Source organism: Fischerella sp. PCC 9605 (assembly GCF_000517105.1).
Classification (GTDB): Bacteria; Cyanobacteriota; Cyanobacteriia; order Cyanobacteriales; family Nostocaceae; genus PCC9605.
Map to the genome: position 1 here is coordinate 123894 of NZ_KI912148.1, position 18021 is coordinate 141914.

Genomic DNA, 18021 nt, shown 5'->3' on the forward strand with positions numbered 1-18021 from the left:
ATTGTCAGGTGCAAACCTTTTTTACCACTGAATTGAACCAAAATACATTCAGTGTGCAAGAAAAACACAAACTGGCTGAATTGTTATAAAAAAGTTTAAAGGAGAGTATCTAGCCTCAAGAACCTTGATCAGGAAATGATATTCTCTTGCTGTTGAACACACGCTCAAGTTACAAGACCGCTTGTGCAATCCCAAAAACCAGAAAAACTTGACTTCAATAGCGAATATCCCTGTCCCTGCCGTCGTCGGGGCCGGTTAATTCCGATTACCTTAACAGAAGCATTTGGATGCGATCGCTGTCAGCAAATATTTGTGGCCGAAGAAAATGGTTATGTGCTAGAGCAGCTTTCCACTACTTATCCTTACAAACGTGCTTGGCGCTGGACAGGTTCTAGCTGGCAAGTTGTCCATCCACGCTTAGGAGAAAGCTATCTACCAGTAGCACTTGGCATTATTTTCGTGCTAGTGATTATATGGTTGCCATTAGCGCTACGCTTAGCAAGTGGTTCGAGCATAATTGCTTGGGCAATGGTAGCGGTGCTACTGGCGATTTTACCCGCACTGATGGTCTGGCTTACCTACAGACGTTAAGTAAATGACAGTGGATGCTTTTGATGATATCCCCGGAGCAATTGCTAGCGCCAAACGCGCCTATGGTGCTTCCTTAAAATTGGGAATGACCAAGGGTGCAGATCGCAGCCGTGCCGTTTTGGCAATGGCAGAGGCGCTACAACGCTCTTTTGACGACATTTTAGAAGCTAATACTTTAGATCTAGAAGCTAGTCGGGAAATGGCAGTACCAGATTTGATTCTGGACTGGCTGAAGCTGACACCAAAACGACTAGAAGCGACTTTAGAAATTTTGCAACGCTTAGGGGAATTATCAGATCCACTGCGGCGCGTGCGTAGTGCTGACTACCAACTCGAAGATTCTCAGACTTATACGCAGTTAATGCCTTTGGGTGTAATTGCGTTTATTTACGAAGCGTTTCCTGAATTAGCAGCGATCGCCGCAGGTTTATGTATTAAAACAGGCAACACTCTGATTCTCAAAGGTGGTACAGAAGCTAGCCATTCTAACGCAGCGATCGCTGATGCGTTGCAAACAGCCATTGCCGACGCTGGTCTACCACTTGGCTGTATAGAATTGATCCAAACAGAACATGGTGCTTCTATTCGCGATTTAGTCAGCCAAGACCAATATCTGAACTTAGTCATTCCCTACGGACGTTCTAGCTTGGTACAGCAGGTAGTGCGGCAGTCTACAGCGCCCGTATTAAGATCAGCGATGGGGAATTGTTATCTTTACTGGTCTTTGAATGGCAGTTTGGAAATGGTGCGGTGGATGATTGTAGATAGCCATTGCAGCGAACCCGATCCAGTAAATGCGATCGAAAAAGTTTTGATTCATAGGCAAGCCATGCCATCTTCCTTAATTACCTTGTGGAATAGCCTGCAGGAAAAAGGCTTTGAAATTAAAGGAGATGCGGAACTAGTAGAAGCTTTTCCGCAGTTGCATCTAGCTAAAGAAGGAGAATGGGGAAGCGCTTATTTAACCAAGACAGTAGCTTTTAAACTAGTGGATAGCTTAGAGGCAGCGATCGCCTGGATTAACCAATACAGCAGCGGTCATGCCGACTGCATCGTTACAGAATCCTACCAGGAAAGTCGGCAATTTGCCCTAGGAGTCAATAGCGCCTCCGGTTACATTAACGCCTCCCCACGTTTCAGCCGTAATCCGGCACGGGGAGATAATGTATTTCTGGGTATGTCGAACCAGAGAGGTCATCGACGCGGATTAATTAGCTTAGAAAGCCTGACTACCGTCAAGCATATTGTGCAGGGAAACGGCAGGTTTTAGGGATTAGGGACTGGTGATTGGGGACTGGGGAATTAGGCTAGATCATTCCCGATCCCCAATCCCCGATCCCCGATCCCCTATTTCTTGTCTGCCAATTTTACATTCGTAGCCAGACCTAACGCTTGCAGCAACTGAATAGTCATCCAAGTCATGTCAATTTCCCACCATTTCAGCCCGTGACGAGCTGAGTACTGAAAGGCATGGTGGTTATTATGCCAACCTTCACCGTATGTAACCAAAGCCACCCACCAACAGTTTGTGGAGTTATCACCTGCATCATAGGTACGATAGCCGAATTTATGGGTAGCACTGTTGACAAACCAGGTGCAATGCCAGACAAGGATAAGGCGAACAAAAACCCCCCAAACAAGAAACGGCAAACCACCCAGCGCTAACAATAGTAAACCCAAGGCAACTTGGAGCCAAACTAAATTGTTTTGAAAAAACTGATAAACTGGGTCATCGCCAATATCTTTCGTAAAGCGAGGGACTTCTGGCTGAAGTGGTGACTGATACATCATCCAACCCATGTGGCTCCACCAGAAGCCTTTATTGGAATCATGGGGGTCTAACTCCTTATCTGAGTACAAATGGTGTATCCGATGCATGCCAACCCATTCTATTGGTCCTCCTTGGCAGGCGAGAGTTCCGCACAAAACCAAGAAGTACTCCAGCCACTTAGGAGTTTGAAAACTACGGTGGGTGACTAGGCGGTGATAGCCCAGAGTAATACCTAAGCCACCTGTTACCCAATGGAGAAACAAGCACACACCGACTGCTTTCCAGCTAAAGAAACTGGGAACTAGAGCAAGTAGAGCTCCAGCGTGCAAAATAGTCAAGAATGTGACGTGTACCAAATGGGTTCGGGATTTTGTTGATGTAGCAATTGTCATGCAGTAACCTGAATAGGAATTGTTCAGCCTAGTCTGCGCGATCCGTAAATCCGCATATTATGATTTTTTTGTGAAAGAGGGACTAATGAACAGCTTGGAACAGCTGCGGCAAGCAGAACAGGCACTGTTACAGATTTTTTCTGGAATTGACGCTCAGGTCAAGGGAAATCTTCATCGAGTTTTAAATGCCTTTCGCCATCATAGAGTCGGCGCACACCATTTTGCAGGTGTCACAGGATACGGTCACGATGATTTAGGCCGAGAAACTTTAGACAAAGTCTTTGCGGAAGTTATGGGTGCTGAGGCAGCTGCTGTACGAGTGCAGTTCGTTTCTGGAACCCACGCGATCGCCTGTGCCTTATTTGGTGTCCTCCGTCCTGGTGACGAGATGCTCGCGGTGGCTGGTGCTCCCTATGACACATTAGAAGAAGTAATAGGTTTACGGGGTCATGATCAAGGCTCCCTTATAGAGTTTGGCATTCGCTATCGCCAATTGAATCTTACTCCAGAAGGAACAGTAGATTGGCAAGCTTTAAGCCGAGCGGTGGAGGATAACACTAGTTTAGTCTTAATTCAGCGCTCTTGTGGCTATTCCTGGCGTCCTAGTCTATCAATTGCCGATATAGAAAAAATTATTCACTTAGTCAAGCAGCAAAATCCTAACACGATTTGTTTTGTTGATAATTGCTACGGCGAATTTATCGAAACCCGTGAACCTACCCACGTCGGAGCCGATCTCATGGCGGGTTCCTTGATTAAAAACCCAGGCGGTACTATCGTTACCGCTGGCGGTTATGTCGCCGGTCGCGCTGATTTGGTAGAGGCGGCTGCGTGTCGGCTTACTGCGCCTGGTATCGGTAGTTACGGTGGTGCTACTTTTGACCAAAATCGCCTCCTCTTCCAAGGCTTATTTCTCGCACCTCAGATGGTAGGAGAAGCCATGAAAGGCACTCACCTAACTGGTTATGTTTTTGACAAGCTTGGTTATCCAGTTAATCCCGCACCCTTTGCTCCCCGGCGTGATGTGATCCAGGCAATTAAACTCGGTTCCGCTGAGAAGCTAATAGCTTTTTGTAAGGCGATACAACAAAATTCACCCATCGGTTCTTATCTTGACCCTATTCCTGATGAAATGCCAGGTTACGAAAGTAAAGTCGTTATGGCTGGCGGGACATTTATTGAGGGTAGCACATTAGAGTTCTCTGCTGACGGCCCGTTGCGAGAACCCTATGTGGTTTATTGCCAAGGCGGGACTCATTGGACTCATGTGGCGATCGCCCTGGAAGCCGCAATAGAAGTGGTGGGGCCAGCCTGAAGAAGATGGAGAGTGAAGGCAATTTTAGATCTTTAGATTGTTAACTGTGGTGGGGTAGGCATCTTACCTGCCTTTATTGTTTATTAATGATTTCAGAAAACTACAAGCATAATCTACCTGCTAATGAAGAGGACACGGGGACACGGTAGACTTCTTGCAGAAGTCGGGTAGGGGCAAGGTGAAAACGAAAGATTTAGGCAAATTTATCTATTCAATCAACTTTAGTTAGAGGAAATCTATCTATTTCGTTGAGATGGAATGAGAGACGTTTTTCAGATGTCGATCTTTTATGAAATTTCTACGATCAAGTACACAAGTACAAGTAAATTCTGCTCAACTACTATTCAAAAATTTAATGTTTTTAAGGAGTTTGATATATGCACGGACAAATGTGTTGGCTTCCTAGGCTTGGCGGTAATGGAGAGAAAATTTTGCACTTGAGAACTGCACCTAATCAGCCCTGGCAACCATACAGAACTTTTCCAGAAGTTGTACCAGATTATGCAATACCTGGAGGTTCCAAAGGATGGGCAACCTATCAAAAATTGCTGCTAGCAGGCTGGACTTTAGTTTCTACTGCACAAGCGCAAGCCTCTTTAATTGTGCAGGAAAAGAAGACCGCCTAAAGCTATTAGGTGGGTGCATCTTGGGGGGGACGACCTCCAACTTGATACTGGTACTGCGTCATAGATTGCTAGCGACTCATCTACCTGACAGAAAATGCTTCGCTGAATCTGCGAGTCACTGGTTCTAAGATAAAAGTCAAAACCGACTTCTTACGGGTGACAATTTCACCATTAGCAGCCATACCAGGAGTAAATCCTACTTCTTTACCCCGAACTGCGATGGAGTGTTTGTTCAGTTTAATTCTGGTGGGAAATACTAAACCTAATTCCTTATCAACGATCGCGTTTGGACTGACTTGCACGACTTCACCATCAACAATGCCAAATTCCTGGAACGGGAAAGTCGCCATTTTTACCTTTGCTTTCATACCTTCACGAATAAAGCCGATATCACGGTTGAGGACTTTCACTTCTAAGAGTAGTTCTTCTCCATCCGGCAAAATCGACAGTAATTCTTCACCCGATTGCACTGGGCCTTTTGTGGCTTTGACTCTGTAAATTGTTCCAGACACAGGAGCTTGGATAGTTTCTAATTGTCGCTGCTTTTGGGCTTGGTCGAGTTGACCTTGAACGTTAGTTAATTCTTCTTTACGCTTGTTTGTTTGAGTTAATATTTCACTGAGACGTTCTGACTCTAAACGCTGTGCTTGATTTTTAGCCGCTTGATATGATGCTTGTGCTTGCAGAATTTCTTGCTTTTGGGCATCAATATCTTTTTCTAAAGATGTGACTTTATCTTGCGCTTCAGTAACTTTATTTTGACCGTTTGTAATTTCATCGTTAGCCCTAGTGATTTCAGCATTGGCACGATTGAGTCTGTCTTGTGCTTCCAGGTAATCTATTCTCGGTATCGCACCAGAATTATTAAGCGTACGCAGGCCTTGCTCTCTTTTTTGAGCAATCTCTAGGTTGCTGGTAACTTTTTCCTGAATCTTTTCGGCGTTAACTAGGTTTGTTTTGGCGTTGGCAAGGCTGCTTTTAGCATTGATGAGGTTATCTTGCAACCGAGTCAGGCGGACTTTAGCTTGCTCGATTAGCGCCGCCTGACGATTTGCTTCTGCTTCCGCCGCAGCTTGACGGGCTTTGTAGTCTTTCAAGCGTGAGGTTAAAAGTTCATCTTGCAGCTGCGTACCTGTATTTTTAGCTCCCGTGCGTTCCGCATCCAAACGCCGCAAGTCTTCTTGAATCAGTCTGGCAGATTTAGCCAAGCGGATCACATCAGATTGCTGTAAATCTGGATCGCGTTCTATCAACGGCTGACCTTTAGTGACGCGATCGCCTTCTTTAACTCTCACCGCTAAAATCGAGCCATTCCCCAACGATGTTACCGGTCGTACTTGGGTAGAAGCGATTAACTCCCCCGATGCAGTCGCCACTTCATCTACTTGGGAAAAATGCGCCCAAGCGATCGCTCCTAAAACTACTACACTAATTGTTCCTGCTAATAATCTTGTGTATAAAGGCGGCAATTCCTGTACCGCCTTACCCAATTCATAAGAAAGTTGTTCGGTTGGTTTAGCAAATGCCTGTTTTGTTTGACGTGCTTGAGCAGCATTTGCAGCCAGGGAATATCTCATAGAATTTTGTTAGTTGTTGGTAGTTAGTAGTTAGTAGTTAGTAGTTAGTAGTTGGTAGTTAGTAGTTAGTAGTTAATTTTTTACCACTAACCACTATCCACTATCCACTAACCACTAACCTTTACACAGCTAAATAACGCCGCAAAAAATGTTCCAGTGTTTCCAACTTAAAACCGAAAATCGCTTCTAAGTTGTTAATCTCTTCAGTTGTACAGAAAAATTCATTTGCTAGCAATGTGCGGAAGGTTCCCAAATTTTTTTGTCCTTGGGGATTAATAAAACCCAACGCACCACGTAAGCCGTCAATCACAAACAGTGGCGGATTAATTATTATTGGCTCTTTGTTAAAGATGCGACCGAAAATTTTGGGAATATCCTCTCGCAATAAAATCTCCGGGCCACCGACTGATAAAATTTGATTGCGAGCAGCTGCAACTGTCACCGAATCGACTATCATCCTTGCCAAATCATCTGTACTTACAATCGAAGTCCGGTTTTTGGGGTCGCCAATCAGCAAATATATCCCCGTTTCCCGAAATCGTTCTGCCAATGGCAGCAAGTTAGATGCTAATCCAGCTGGACGTAAAATTGTGTAATTTAGACCACTGCTTTCCAGATATCTCTCAACTGCTCGTTTCGCCTTGAACACCGGAGCATCTTCATATCCCCGATCTGCTCCTAATACGGAAATGAAAACAAAGTGCTGTACGCCGTTGGCTTTTGCCTGGTCAATCAGTTCGATATTGGCACGGTAGTCTAAAGCTAATGGATCGCCATCGGAACCGTGGGTACTGATAATATACTGTACGCCTTGACAAGCTTTCTGAATATCTTTTTCTTGTCGTAAATCACCGATAAAGATGTCAGCACTTCGGTGTTCTAACTCACCATAGCGTGAGGTGAGGCGGACAAATGCCCGAACTGACATTTCCCGTTCGCGCAGGAGTCGCACGACACGACGACCAATTCCTCCCGATGCTCCAGTGACTAGAAACATAGCGATAGTGGATAGTGGTTAGTGGATAGTGGTTAGTGGTTAGTGGTTAGTGGTAAAAAATCAACTACTAACTACTAACTACTAACTCTTCCCTAGTATATGTAGGGTGTGTGGTGGGGCTGCGTTGATACTGCAAGTAAACAATCAATCAAAATGCCGCCACGCACCATCTGTTTTTGGTGCGTTACGCTTCGCTTTCACACACACTACTAATTTAATAATTATTTTATAAATGCTCTGTTATCCCTGGCGATTAGAAATCGCAGCTATATAAATGAAATCCACCTCCGCGGACTGATGGAAAATCAAAGGTTTTGAACGCACCGCTGATTAAGTTTGGTGCTGGAATGCAAAGTTATTATGCTTGGTGATTGTGAAGAGAGGCGATCGCCACAACTCGTCACTTCATCGAAACAATAAATAAAGTCAATTTCAATAAGCAAAAAGGCAGATTGCTTGCTCCTAAAGCCAAAATGCTTACTCAAAATGCCCGATCGCTTTCTCCTAAACGGTAGATTCAGCAAGCAAAAAGGCATATTGCTTATTCAAAATGCTTGATCGCTTTCTCATTTCAGTAGATCGCGTATTCATTTTGGTGTTTTCCGCAAGCAAACAGCGGTTTACTTTCTCAAAATGCTTGAATGCTTTCTCATTTCAGTAATTCACGCACTCATAACAGCGATCGCTGTCTAGCAAAAGCCATTGGAGATTTGCTAGAACATCGATAAAAAGTTTTCCCAATCCCTCTCATATCTCAAGTTCCACAATTACTGGCACATGATCGCTAGGCTGAAGTAATTTTCTGGGAGCTATATCAATAGTGCAGCTTTTCGCACGCTCATATAAGCTTGGTGTGAGATAGTGATGATCAATTCGCCAACCCAAATTACGGGCAAAAGATGCGGCGCGATAGTCCCACCAAGTGTAGTGTCCGCCTTCGGATGTAAATTTGCGAAAAGCATCGGCAAATCCTAGTGCGAGAACATCTCGTAAGGCTTGGCGCTCTGGCTCGGATGCCATAATATGATTTTCAGTCTTTACCTTTTCGTTGATATCTTTGCTTTCCAAGGCAATGTTGAAGTCGCCACACACACAAATGTCAGGTGTAAAGACTTGTAGAGTTTGCAAATATTCTCCCAACACAGCCAACCAACGCAGTTTGTATTCGTATTTCTCGCTACCCACCGCTGCACCGTTGGGTACGTAAAGATTTACGATGCGGATATCATCAATTACACCAGTTATGACCCGCTTTTGCTCATCCCATTCTGGCGGTAATTTCGTCAAAATAGGTGTAAAACCAGTGGTTACAGCTTGTAGGGGTTGCAAGCTCACAATTGCAACTCCATTGTAAGATTTTTGACCTGAAAAATAGAGGTGATAGCCTAATTGCTCAAAAGGCGATCGCGGAAAATTTTCATCCACGACTTTGGTTTCTTGCATACACAGCACATCAACCGGATTTTGAGTCAACCAATCAACAACGTGCTGCAAGCGAGTGCGAATCGAGTTGACGTTCCAAGTAGCAATTTTCATTAGTCAATAGTCAATAGTCATTAGTCATTAGTCATTGGTTAGTGGTTAGTAGTTAGTGGTTATTCTCCTACTCTCCCTATCTCCCCATCTCCCACTCTCCCACTCTCCCACTCCTTTCCACATTGATCCCATTGCAGAATTTAGTATTTTTGGCTACAAAATCTTTCATTATCTATGATCCCCAAGATAGATGCAAGCACAACACTATAGACCTTAAATTAAGGGGTACAGTAGCTTGATGAGTCATGCTGATTGTCTGGTCTGATAGCTAAGTAGTTATCGCAAAGTTCGGTTAACCAGAATTGCACTCTCAGGAGTCAGTTAGGTTAATCTAAAATTCAGATGACTAAGTACAAATGCTCTATCATATTTGTATGTAAGTCCACTTTTAGAGGACAGTATCACCTGCTGAACCAAAACAACTTATGAAAATCGCTCAAGTAGCCCCCTTATGGGAACGAGTTCCGCCTCCAACATACGGAGGAATTGAACTAGTAGTGAGTCGCTTGACCGATGAACTAGTTCGTCGTGGTCACGAGGTCACTTTGTTCGCCTCTGGAGACTCTCAAACTTTGGCTAAGCTAGAAGCAGTGTATCCACGTGCGCTGCGCTTGGACTCTCAGGTCGAAGAGTACACAGTGTACGAAATGCTGGAACTCAGCCAAGTTTACCAACAAGCTGCGGAATTCGACTTAATTCATTCCCATGTAGGGATTTCGGCTTTACCTCTGGCGAGTTTGGTGCCAACACCCACAGTGCATACTCTGCACGGCAGGTTTACAACGGATACCCGTCATGTATACAGCCACCACCACCAGCAACCATACGTCAGCATAAGTAACGCGCAGAGACTGATAAACCTTAATTACGTTGACACGGTTTACAACGGGATTGATCCAGAAGATTATCCTTTTGTAGCTCAACCCCAAGATCCTCCATATTTGGCATTCCTAGGACGTTTCTCACCAGAAAAAGGCCCGCAACATGCGATCGCTATTGCTAAGCAAACAGGGTGGCGGTTGAAAATGGCTGGAAAAGTGGATGTAGTGGATTCTGAATTTTTTGAAAAAGAAATTGCCCCCCAAATTGATGGTCAGCAAATTCAATACCTTGGAGAAGTAAATCACGCGCAGAAAGCAGAACTTTTGGGTAATGCGGCAATTACACTCTTCCCGATTACCTGGCAAGAACCTTTTGGCTTGGTGATGATTGAATCGATGGCAACTGGTACACCAGTAATTGCCACTAATTTGGGTTCCGTACCGGAGGTGATTGCCCAAGGGGTGACAGGCTTTGTATGTCAAAGTTATGATGAAATGGCGGCAATGATTCCTAAAGCTTTGGAGTTAAACCGTCATACCTGCCGAGAATACGTAGAAAACAAATTTAGCGTTACCCAGATGGTCAATGGGTACGAAGCGGTTTATGAACAACTCATCAAAAACCGTATTAGTTTAAATGGGCGCATCCATTCTGCCAAAATCCTTTTTTAAACAACAGTTTTTTGAGTGCATCTAAAAAATCAACAATTTTTTACAAGGAGGACATTAATATGAACATGGGAAGCAACACTTGTCCCTGTTGCGGTGGTTCCCTCCTGCGCCATGTCCGTCAAAGTGAAGTTTATTGGTTTTGTCAGACCTGCCGGCAAGAAGTACCCTTATTGACTGTTAGTCGTCTTTCGAGTGTGGTTGAAGGGAGAAATACAGCAGTAGTTTCACAGTCAAAGAGAAATTCCTAGAATTTCATAATTCAAGACTGATGTAGTTCTAACTAAGTTCCCAAAAAGTCTATTAATTAGGAAACTTGCTCTAGAGACTACAGTTTGGGGTCTATAGTCTATAAATTATGAGCTGAGTTAGTAGTGAGTGTGTCCATCGCTTACTAGGAATAGAATTCCCTCTATTCATTCAATAGACTTTTTGCAAAAATTGATTTTTTTGACACAACTATAGATGCACGCAGATAAATTATCTGCGTGCATCTGTGTTTATCTGTTCTTATTTCAGAGTTAAGTAGCCGTCATGAATTGCGTACACCAGAACCCATAAAAATTATTTTACTCTTTGTGTCTTAGTGTCTTGGTGTTTCAAGATTTTTTTAACCACCAAGGCACAAAGGCACAAAGTATTTTCAAATATAGTTATTTTACTGCGATCGCACAATTAAGCTTTTTCAAGAGATGTTTTGTCTTTCAGCTTGAGCGAACAGTTAGGTATTCTAACTCATGTGCTAACTGTATTACTAAAGTTTTAGTCAATTTATCTTATCTACCTTGGATATTCAGTTTGTACTGAAGCTTGTATTTTTCCAGCAATTACAGCAGGTAATTGTAACCATTCATACCAAATATATTTAATATCTTAGTTTGTTATATTGCCGCTAATTAATTACAGGTAATTATCAATCAAATATTCGCATTATCTATTCTCATTTTCCAAAACAATTGAGTATTTATACTATTTTGAACTCCAATATCTATATTATCAAGACATCATAATATTAATCTTCATCGTGCTTAAAAATAAAAACTATAATTAAATTTAATTCCAAATAAAAATACTTTCTCTAGACATTTTTTTAGGAGAGTAAGTAATGACTCAAGATTATTCCACAAAGTGGTGGGCTGCTTTTTCATGCCTTGCTTTCATGGAAGGCATTTTACTAGTGATGTTATTTTCTGGACGTGGTTCTGTATTAATCATAGCAGCATTGATTTTCATTGCTATCTTAATGGTTTTTATCCCACGGGCAGAGGATGTTGTTGCGCTGACATTCGACCGGGATAAAATAGACAATAAAATTAATTCTCTCAACAAAAAAATAACTACCACCAAGAATAGAGTTGATAAGTTATTTGTTTTATCAATACCAGAATCAATGTATAAAACCTTGCAAAAAATTAACTCTGGTAACTATGGTAATTATGATCTCACAGCCAAATTAGAAAGAGAACTCTACTTCTTAAGGGATGTAGGTTATATTGAGGATATGGAAGAAATTCGTGATATCCCTTACAAGGGAAGTAACTTGTCTAATTACGTAAAAATTACAGGAACAGGTAAGCAGTTTATTGAACTGCGGAAAAGTATTGAAGAAGAAAATAATAAGGGGAAAAATTAGTTAAATATCAATCATCTTGAATTAGGTCTAAAAATATATCTAGAATTTGTCTTCCAGAATTTTTCAAGAGCGATCGCTTCTATTCGATACCTGAAGCAAATCATTGCATGAGTGTACCCCTGCTAATTTTTAGGTGGGGGTATGAGTTTTAGATGTTAAGTAATACAAATCTACGTGAAAACTTGCTTAGTCTACTGTCTGGACTCGTAAGTATAACTTCTCATAGTTAAAACAGATCGACAGTGTTCCAAAAATGATAAATTTACGTAAATATAAAATCTATAACTTAAAAAATATTACAATACAAATTTATTACTCTTGCAGTAAAAAAGGCTCCATAACTCGCCCGAGATTTAGCCGTTGTATCTCCCGTAACATGGTTAAAAAAAGCAGCTGAAAATAGTTAAAATTACTTCTATCAAAACAAGCAGGGGCATGGTAAGGTTTTAAATCCATTGTCCCCCATTCCGCTCCAGCCAATGCATTTGCACTATCTACACCCTCAACATCTTGAAGAGTTAGTCAAGAATAGTTGCATAGATTTACACTTGGCAAACTTAAATTTTAGGTCTGTTCAAGACAAAACTGCTTATGATTACCTGTTAATTTCAGAACGTGTACCTCGCACAAATACTGGAATGGTCAAGAGTAGCTGGCTACAACGCTACGATCATGTTAGTTCTGGTGGTTGGTGGTGTTCTGGACTCGATCCATTGAATAATTGGCAAGCGATGGAGTGGGGGTGTTTTAAGCCAAACCAGCCCCGACAGAATGAAAAAGGCAAGTGCATTAAGTACGAACATCCTCCCTGCACACCGACGCGAGTATTCTGTCTGCGCGTTAACTTGTGCGTTTGGCAGCAAATTGCCCAACGTTACAATCAAGCCATGCCCGAAAATGTTAGCCTCACGGACAAGGGAGAAGCAGTAGGCTTTTGGCAATGGATCGTGGAACGGAACATACCCGTAATTATCTGTGAGGGTGTAAAGAAAGCGGCGGCACTTTTAACACAAGGATATGCAGCCATAGGTATTCCCGGAATTACAAGTGGTTATCGCGTTACCAAAGATGAATTTGGCAAAGTCATAAGTCGCCAGTTAATATCCGACTTAGCGGCGATCGCTATGACGAGGCGCACCTTCTACATTTGCTTTGATTTTGAAACTGAACCCAAAAAAATCGCAGCGGTAAATAATGCTATCTCCCAACTTGGTTTTTTATTCCAAGCTAAAAATTGCCCTGTACAAGTCATTCAACTGCCAGGAATAGAAAAAGGGGTTGATGAGTTTATCGTCGCCAAAGGTGCGAATGCATTTGAGAAAATTTATCGCCAAAGTATTGATTTAGAAGTTTACCTTGCTCAAACCAAACCCCACACTGAATTAACTATTTCTGCTGCACTCACGCTTAACAATCGCTATTTAGGGGAAATACCTTTTCCTACTTCTGGATTAGTAGGAGTGAAGTCAGCAAAAGGAACAGGTAAAACTACAGCACTACAAACCGTAGTTAAAAAAGCTCAAAGCAGAAATCAACCTGTTTTATTAATTACTCACAGAATTCAACTCGGTCGATTTTTATGTGAAAAAGTTGGCATAAATTGGGGAATAGGGTTAGGGGAATGGGGAATGGAAGAACAAAAACAATTCCTAGTTCCCAATAAGTATCTTGGTTTATGTGTTGATTCTATTTGGAAACTGAATCCAGAAGATTGGCAAGGAGCAATAATAATTTTAGATGAAGTTGAACAATCTTTGTGGCATCTTCTCAACAGTAATACTTGTAAAGAAAAGCGCGTTAAGATTTTAAATATATTTCAGCAATTAATTTCTAAAGTATTGACTACAGGTGGATTAGTTATTGCTCAAGATGCCGATTTATCAGATGTTTCTTTAGAATATTTACAGGCATTATCAGGAATTAACTTAACGCCTTGGGTGGTAGTTAATCAGTGGAAACCCCAGCGAGGTTGGGATGTAACTTACTATGATTCACCGAATCCAACACCGTTAATTCATCAACTTGAATTGGATTTACTGGCTGGGCGTAAATGCTACGTTACCACAGATAGTCGCTCTGGACGTTACAGTTGTGAAACAATAGCAGGTTACTTAAAAGAACGTTTGCAAAGATTGCTAACACAATTTCCTAAAACCTTGGTAGTTAGCAGTCTCACAACAAATACACCTGGTCATGAAGCAGCAGACTTTATTGCAACTATTAATCAAAAAGTAACTGAATATGATACTGTTTTCGTTACTCCTAGCTTAGGAACAGGAATTAGCATTGATGTACAACATTTTGACTGTGTTTACGGTATTTTTCAAGGAGTAATTCCTGATTCGGAAGCACGACAAGCATTAGCAAGAGTACGCGATGATGTACCGCGAATAGTTTGGTGTGCAAAGCGAGGCATTGGTTTAATTGGCAGTGGCAGTACTAATTATCGCTTGCTGTCTTCTTGGTATCAGGAAAATCAAAAAGAAAACTTAGCTTTACTCAGTCCATTGCATAAAGTGGATGTAGATTTGCCATTAGTTTATGACCCTATTCACTTGCGAACTTGGTCTAAATTAGCTGCAAGGGTAAATGCTTCTATTACCATCTATCGTCAATCGATGAAAGATGGCTTGATCGGCGATGGTCATCAAATTCAGATGCGGAGTAATGCTGTTCAAAATAATATTATTCGCGATTTACGCCTTGCCTTTTTAGCAACTGATCCAAATGATTTGCCAACTCGCAGAAGATTGATTCTAGAAATTGTTAAAGTCCAAAAAGATTGGTCACAAAGACGCCAAAAAGCGAAAGAAATTAAACGTAAAATTAGAGAAATTAAGCAACAAAATCAATTAGCAGCAGCAACTGCTGTAGCTAATGCTAGAGATATTGATTACGTAGAATATGAGCAGTTCTTAGGCAAACATTCACTGACTGATGAAGAACGTAATCAAATCAAGAAATATATTCTTAGACAAAGATATGGTATACAAGTTACTCCCCAACTAAAATTACGGGACGATCAAGGTTATTATTGGCAATTGTTAATTCACTATTATCTCACTCATGAAAGCGAGTATTTTCGGCTTAGAGATAAGCAAGAATGGCATCAACAATTATCGTGGGGAGAAGGTAAGGTTTTTCTACCAGATTTAAAAATATACACCCTTAAAGTTGAGGCAATGAGGGCATTAGGAATGCTTCAATTCCTTGAACCAGAACGAGTTTTTACCGAAAATGATGCTGATTTACTTTTACTGAAAAATACTGCTGTTCAATGTAGTAAACACATTAAAAGAACACTTGGTATTAATTTGGTGAGGGGAAAAGAGGACGTTTCGCCAATTAAAATACTCAGCCGATTGTTAAATTTGTTGGGTTTGAAGTTACAGCGCATCAATGAAGTTTATCAAATAGAATCAAAGACGCTCAATGATGGTAGGGATAAAATATTTGCAGTTTGGCATCAAAGAGATGAGTTGATGTTAGCTAATAGTAAGAACATTGGATGTGATATTGCTAGTTATTCTTCTGATTTTATAGATGCAGCAGGACATAGATCTACAGGGACTAAACAAACAAAACATACCTATGCAGCCTACAAATAAGCTTTGAAACATTTAATTTACTCGTAGAAGCAGATAGGGAAGTAGGGAGAGGGTGGGGCTGTGCTAAGTATAGCTTTGTGTAAAAGAGTAGCGATTTTAAACGCAGAGGGGCGCGGAGGTAAACGCAAAGGATCGCAGAGCTTTGGTGCAAAAAGTTCGCTATGAATTTATGCAATTTTTTACTAAGTTGTTCACAACCTCGGTAGAATTTCTGGTAACAAATGACCGGGAACTTTGGATAATGCCAGATTTTGTCCCTGTATTCCTAATTCATCGTGGAAAGCACGAATTGTTTTGACCACATAATTGAATGTAGCTTGATATACCTCTGATTTTTGATTCAATCCATTTAAAGCTTGCAAATGGTTTTCTAATGCTGCTTCTAAATGTTGAGAACGAGAGGTTTTATCGCTACTAAAATGCTGGTCTGTTGCTAGCTGAAAATGGGCTAATCCTAAGTTATTGTGAGTAGCAAACACATCAAAGCTTAAAGTACCAACACCAAGGGAGTGAGCCAGGGTTAGAGATTCTTCATAGGCATTAACGCACTGTTCTAAGAACTTATGCCGTTCTTCTTTTGTAGTTTGTGATTGATTTGCTAGGTGCCAGTAGGCAGTACCAAGATTATTTTGTGTGGCAGCGCAGGCGGAGGGAACATGTCCTGGAGTGCGATATTTTAAAGCTTCTCTGTACGCATCAATTGCAAGCCGCAGATTTTCTGCCGTATTTTCGTACTGTGCTAAATTCCAATGAGCAGTACCGATGTTATTTTGAATCATGCCATATTTGAGCGATTCCTGTTCGGGACTATAGTGAACGAGAGCAAGGTTGTAAGCGGCGATCGCCTTCTTTAAATTCTCCGTCTGTTGATTGTGTTGGGCCAGATGCCAGTAAGCAGTACCCAAGTTATTCTGAGTCGCAGCATACTTTAACGGTTCCATCTCGGCGGTACGAAAATGGAGTGCTTCTTGATAAGCTGTAACAGCTTGCTGCCAGTTTTCTGCCGGGTTTGTAAAACGCGCTAAATCACCGTAAGCTGTCCCCAGATTGTTTTGCACGCGTGCGTAAGTTTCTGGATGTGTATCAGGTGCAATCAGTTTTAAAGCTAACTGATAAAATTCAATACCCTGTTGTATGTAAGATTGGCCTTCTTCAGAGTTAGCTGGTGTGCGGTACAGCATCCAGTAAAGTGTTCCCAAGTCATTCAAAATATCTGGTACTTGCGGCGAGGTTTCATCGTGGGTAATTGCCTCCTGATATGACAGAATTGCCACCATCAAGTTTTCTAAGGTAGTCTGTCCTTGTTCAATCCGCAGGCGATACAAGTTCCCCAAGCGATGATATGCTACTGCCAGTAGCTCCCCAGAGGCTTGTTTTGAATGTAAATCCTCTATTTCCTCCAGAAGTTCCTGTACTTGCTTGCTTTCATCGCGATCGCTACCGACAGCAGTATTAATCGTTGCCAGTACTAATTCTGTTAACTCTTTGCTAATGTGCGACACACGCATCTGCAATGGAGTTTCATAAGCGGTGACTTGATCGCTAGCCTCTTCCTCCGTAGTAGCTCCTGGTATAAATAATTCCGACTTAATCGGCGAAGGTTCTTGGGGATTATGTCCGCGATTAACACTCGTCTGGAGCTGAAAATCAAAATCTTCTACGGCAAAATCATCATCAGAGACAGATTCTTCAAAAATCGCTTGCTCAAGATTTCCTAAATCCAAACCTCTAGAGCCAGAAAAGCGTTCTGGCGGGGCTTTTGCATGAGTTGCAGGTGTTGGTTCTCCAGCGAACATAAATACACCAGTACGACAACGCCAAAATTGCGGGGCCGACTGTTGAATAGCATACAACCAAGGACGCGGTGTCCATAATAGCAGGCTAGATTCTAAGAAATGGCTGGATTCTGGGCTTGAGAGATGCTGTTCAGTTAGACGCAGGTAGTGCAAAAATAAACGCTGTACTGCCACTGCTTGCTTAGTTAGCTGCTCAACGCCCACAATTTGAAATGCAGGTATTGGCAGTGGCCGTCCTGGAGAATCTTGTGATGCCCCAACGATGGGTGGTGGATAATTTACCAGCCATTGATTGATTTGTGATATGGGGTTAGGGTCGCTTAAATTTAACCGTAAGGTAACTAATCGTGGATAAGCTGGTGTGCTGGCTTCGTGTGTATCTGATGGTTGATATAGCACTTGCCCAACCGGATAAGCCAAAGTTGAATGCAAACGTGCTGCCACCTGATTTCTCAGGTTTAAATCATCACACACCGCTATATAGATTTGTCGCCGCAAACCTAGACTGAGGGCAAGTTTTAGGCGGTGGTATACTTGCCGATTCCACGCAAATTTATCCGAATGTGCAGTATCATTCACGCTCATGGCGGCTAAGGAGCCAAAACGCAGTGTACATCCCTTTTAAGGGCATATTCAAGCAGCCTGTAAATCTGACTTTGACTACGATTTTCAAGTACTTGTTACTCTGC

The 18021-nt window shown here is 42.0% G+C and carries 13 protein-coding genes; 8 read left to right on the forward strand and 5 right to left on the reverse strand.

Annotated features, from left to right (window positions below):
* Positions 1-183 precede the first annotated feature (183 nt).
* Together FIS9605_RS0102905 and FIS9605_RS0102910 are read left to right on the forward strand one after the other, a co-directional pair.
* Positions 184-591, forward strand: coding sequence for a hypothetical protein (locus FIS9605_RS0102905; RefSeq protein ID WP_026731237.1), 408 nt, complete (start codon positions 184-186; stop codon positions 589-591).
* Positions 592-595: 4 nt separating this feature from the next.
* Entirely contained in the window at positions 596-1861 is a 1266-nt protein-coding gene (locus tag FIS9605_RS0102910; RefSeq protein WP_026731238.1) for a glutamate-5-semialdehyde dehydrogenase, read from the forward strand.
* A gap of 77 nt (positions 1862-1938) precedes the next feature.
* Here FIS9605_RS0102910 and FIS9605_RS0102915 read toward each other — a convergent pair whose 3' ends face one another.
* Positions 1939-2754, reverse strand: a complete 816-nt coding sequence (locus FIS9605_RS0102915; protein WP_026731239.1) for an acyl-CoA desaturase — start codon at positions 2752-2754, stop codon at positions 1939-1941.
* An 85-nt stretch (positions 2755-2839) separates the two neighbouring features.
* Between FIS9605_RS0102915 and FIS9605_RS0102920 the strand changes: the two genes are divergently transcribed.
* Positions 2840-4069 (forward strand): methionine gamma-lyase family protein, encoded by a 1230-nt coding sequence (locus FIS9605_RS0102920; protein ID WP_026731240.1) that lies wholly within the window; start codon positions 2840-2842, stop codon positions 4067-4069.
* A gap of 377 nt (positions 4070-4446) precedes the next feature.
* On the forward strand, positions 4447-4695 hold the full coding sequence (locus FIS9605_RS0102925; protein ID WP_026731241.1) for a hypothetical protein: 249 nt from the start codon (positions 4447-4449) through the stop codon (positions 4693-4695).
* An 80-nt stretch (positions 4696-4775) separates the two neighbouring features.
* On the opposite strand, the gene FIS9605_RS0102930 is transcribed toward FIS9605_RS0102925, so the two are convergent.
* The 3 genes from FIS9605_RS0102930 to xth form a co-directional block, all read right to left on the reverse strand.
* Positions 4776-6272, reverse strand: a complete 1497-nt coding sequence (locus FIS9605_RS0102930; RefSeq protein ID WP_026731242.1) for an HlyD family efflux transporter periplasmic adaptor subunit — start codon at positions 6270-6272, stop codon at positions 4776-4778.
* 121 nt (positions 6273-6393) lie between these two features.
* The gene (locus FIS9605_RS0102935) at positions 6394-7269 is read right to left on the reverse strand and encodes an SDR family oxidoreductase (RefSeq protein WP_026731243.1); all 876 of its coding nucleotides are present in this window, start codon (positions 7267-7269) and stop codon (positions 6394-6396) included.
* A 747-nt stretch (positions 7270-8016) separates the two neighbouring features.
* Positions 8017-8805: an exodeoxyribonuclease III gene (gene xth / locus FIS9605_RS0102940; RefSeq protein WP_026731244.1), complete on the reverse strand. Its 789-nt coding sequence runs from the start codon at positions 8803-8805 to the stop codon at positions 8017-8019.
* Between the two features lie 425 nt (positions 8806-9230).
* Between xth and FIS9605_RS0102945 the strand changes: the two genes are divergently transcribed.
* The 4 genes from FIS9605_RS0102945 (at position 9231) to FIS9605_RS0102960 (ending at position 15536) form a co-directional block, all read left to right on the forward strand.
* On the forward strand, positions 9231-10298 hold the full coding sequence (locus FIS9605_RS0102945; RefSeq protein WP_026731245.1) for a glycosyltransferase family 4 protein: 1068 nt from the start codon (positions 9231-9233) through the stop codon (positions 10296-10298).
* A gap of 59 nt (positions 10299-10357) precedes the next feature.
* Positions 10358-10546 carry a hypothetical protein gene (locus tag FIS9605_RS43840; protein ID WP_072032357.1) on the forward strand — a complete coding sequence of 63 codons (189 nt, stop codon included), beginning with the start codon at positions 10358-10360 and terminating at the stop codon, positions 10544-10546.
* An 854-nt stretch (positions 10547-11400) separates the two neighbouring features.
* Complete coding sequence (locus tag FIS9605_RS0102950) at positions 11401-11928, forward strand: hypothetical protein (protein WP_026731246.1); 528 nt, start codon at positions 11401-11403, stop codon at positions 11926-11928.
* A 479-nt stretch (positions 11929-12407) separates the two neighbouring features.
* Positions 12408-15536 (forward strand): plasmid replication protein, CyRepA1 family, encoded by a 3129-nt coding sequence (locus FIS9605_RS0102960; protein ID WP_026731247.1) that lies wholly within the window; start codon positions 12408-12410, stop codon positions 15534-15536.
* A gap of 191 nt (positions 15537-15727) precedes the next feature.
* Here FIS9605_RS0102960 and FIS9605_RS0102965 read toward each other — a convergent pair whose 3' ends face one another.
* Positions 15728-17917: a tetratricopeptide repeat protein gene (locus tag FIS9605_RS0102965; protein ID WP_026731248.1), complete on the reverse strand. Its 2190-nt coding sequence runs from the start codon at positions 17915-17917 to the stop codon at positions 15728-15730.
* Positions 17918-18021 lie beyond the last annotated feature (104 nt).

Excerpts from the sequence above, each read along its gene's own strand:
- FIS9605_RS0102910 (WP_026731238.1), top strand. The coding sequence starts at position 596 with ATGACAGTGGATGCTTTTGATGATATCCCCGGAGCAATTGCTAGCGCC.
- FIS9605_RS0102915 (WP_026731239.1), bottom strand. The coding sequence starts at position 2,754 with ATGACAATTGCTACATCAACAAAATCCCGAACCCATTTGGTACACGTC.
- FIS9605_RS0102920 (WP_026731240.1), top strand. The coding sequence starts at position 2,840 with ATGAACAGCTTGGAACAGCTGCGGCAAGCAGAACAGGCACTGTTACAG.
- FIS9605_RS0102925 (WP_026731241.1), top strand. The coding sequence starts at position 4,447 with ATGCACGGACAAATGTGTTGGCTTCCTAGGCTTGGCGGTAATGGAGAG.
- FIS9605_RS0102930 (WP_026731242.1), bottom strand. The coding sequence starts at position 6,272 with ATGAGATATTCCCTGGCTGCAAATGCTGCTCAAGCACGTCAAACAAAA.
- FIS9605_RS0102935 (WP_026731243.1), bottom strand. The coding sequence starts at position 7,269 with ATGTTTCTAGTCACTGGAGCATCGGGAGGAATTGGTCGTCGTGTCGTG.
- xth (WP_026731244.1), bottom strand. The coding sequence starts at position 8,805 with ATGAAAATTGCTACTTGGAACGTCAACTCGATTCGCACTCGCTTGCAG.
- FIS9605_RS0102945 (WP_026731245.1), top strand. The coding sequence starts at position 9,231 with ATGAAAATCGCTCAAGTAGCCCCCTTATGGGAACGAGTTCCGCCTCCA.
- FIS9605_RS43840 (WP_072032357.1), top strand. The coding sequence starts at position 10,358 with ATGAACATGGGAAGCAACACTTGTCCCTGTTGCGGTGGTTCCCTCCTG.
- FIS9605_RS0102950 (WP_026731246.1), top strand. The coding sequence starts at position 11,401 with ATGACTCAAGATTATTCCACAAAGTGGTGGGCTGCTTTTTCATGCCTT.
- FIS9605_RS0102960 (WP_026731247.1), top strand. The coding sequence starts at position 12,408 with ATGCATTTGCACTATCTACACCCTCAACATCTTGAAGAGTTAGTCAAG.
- FIS9605_RS0102965 (WP_026731248.1), bottom strand. The coding sequence starts at position 17,917 with ATGAGCGTGAATGATACTGCACATTCGGATAAATTTGCGTGGAATCGG.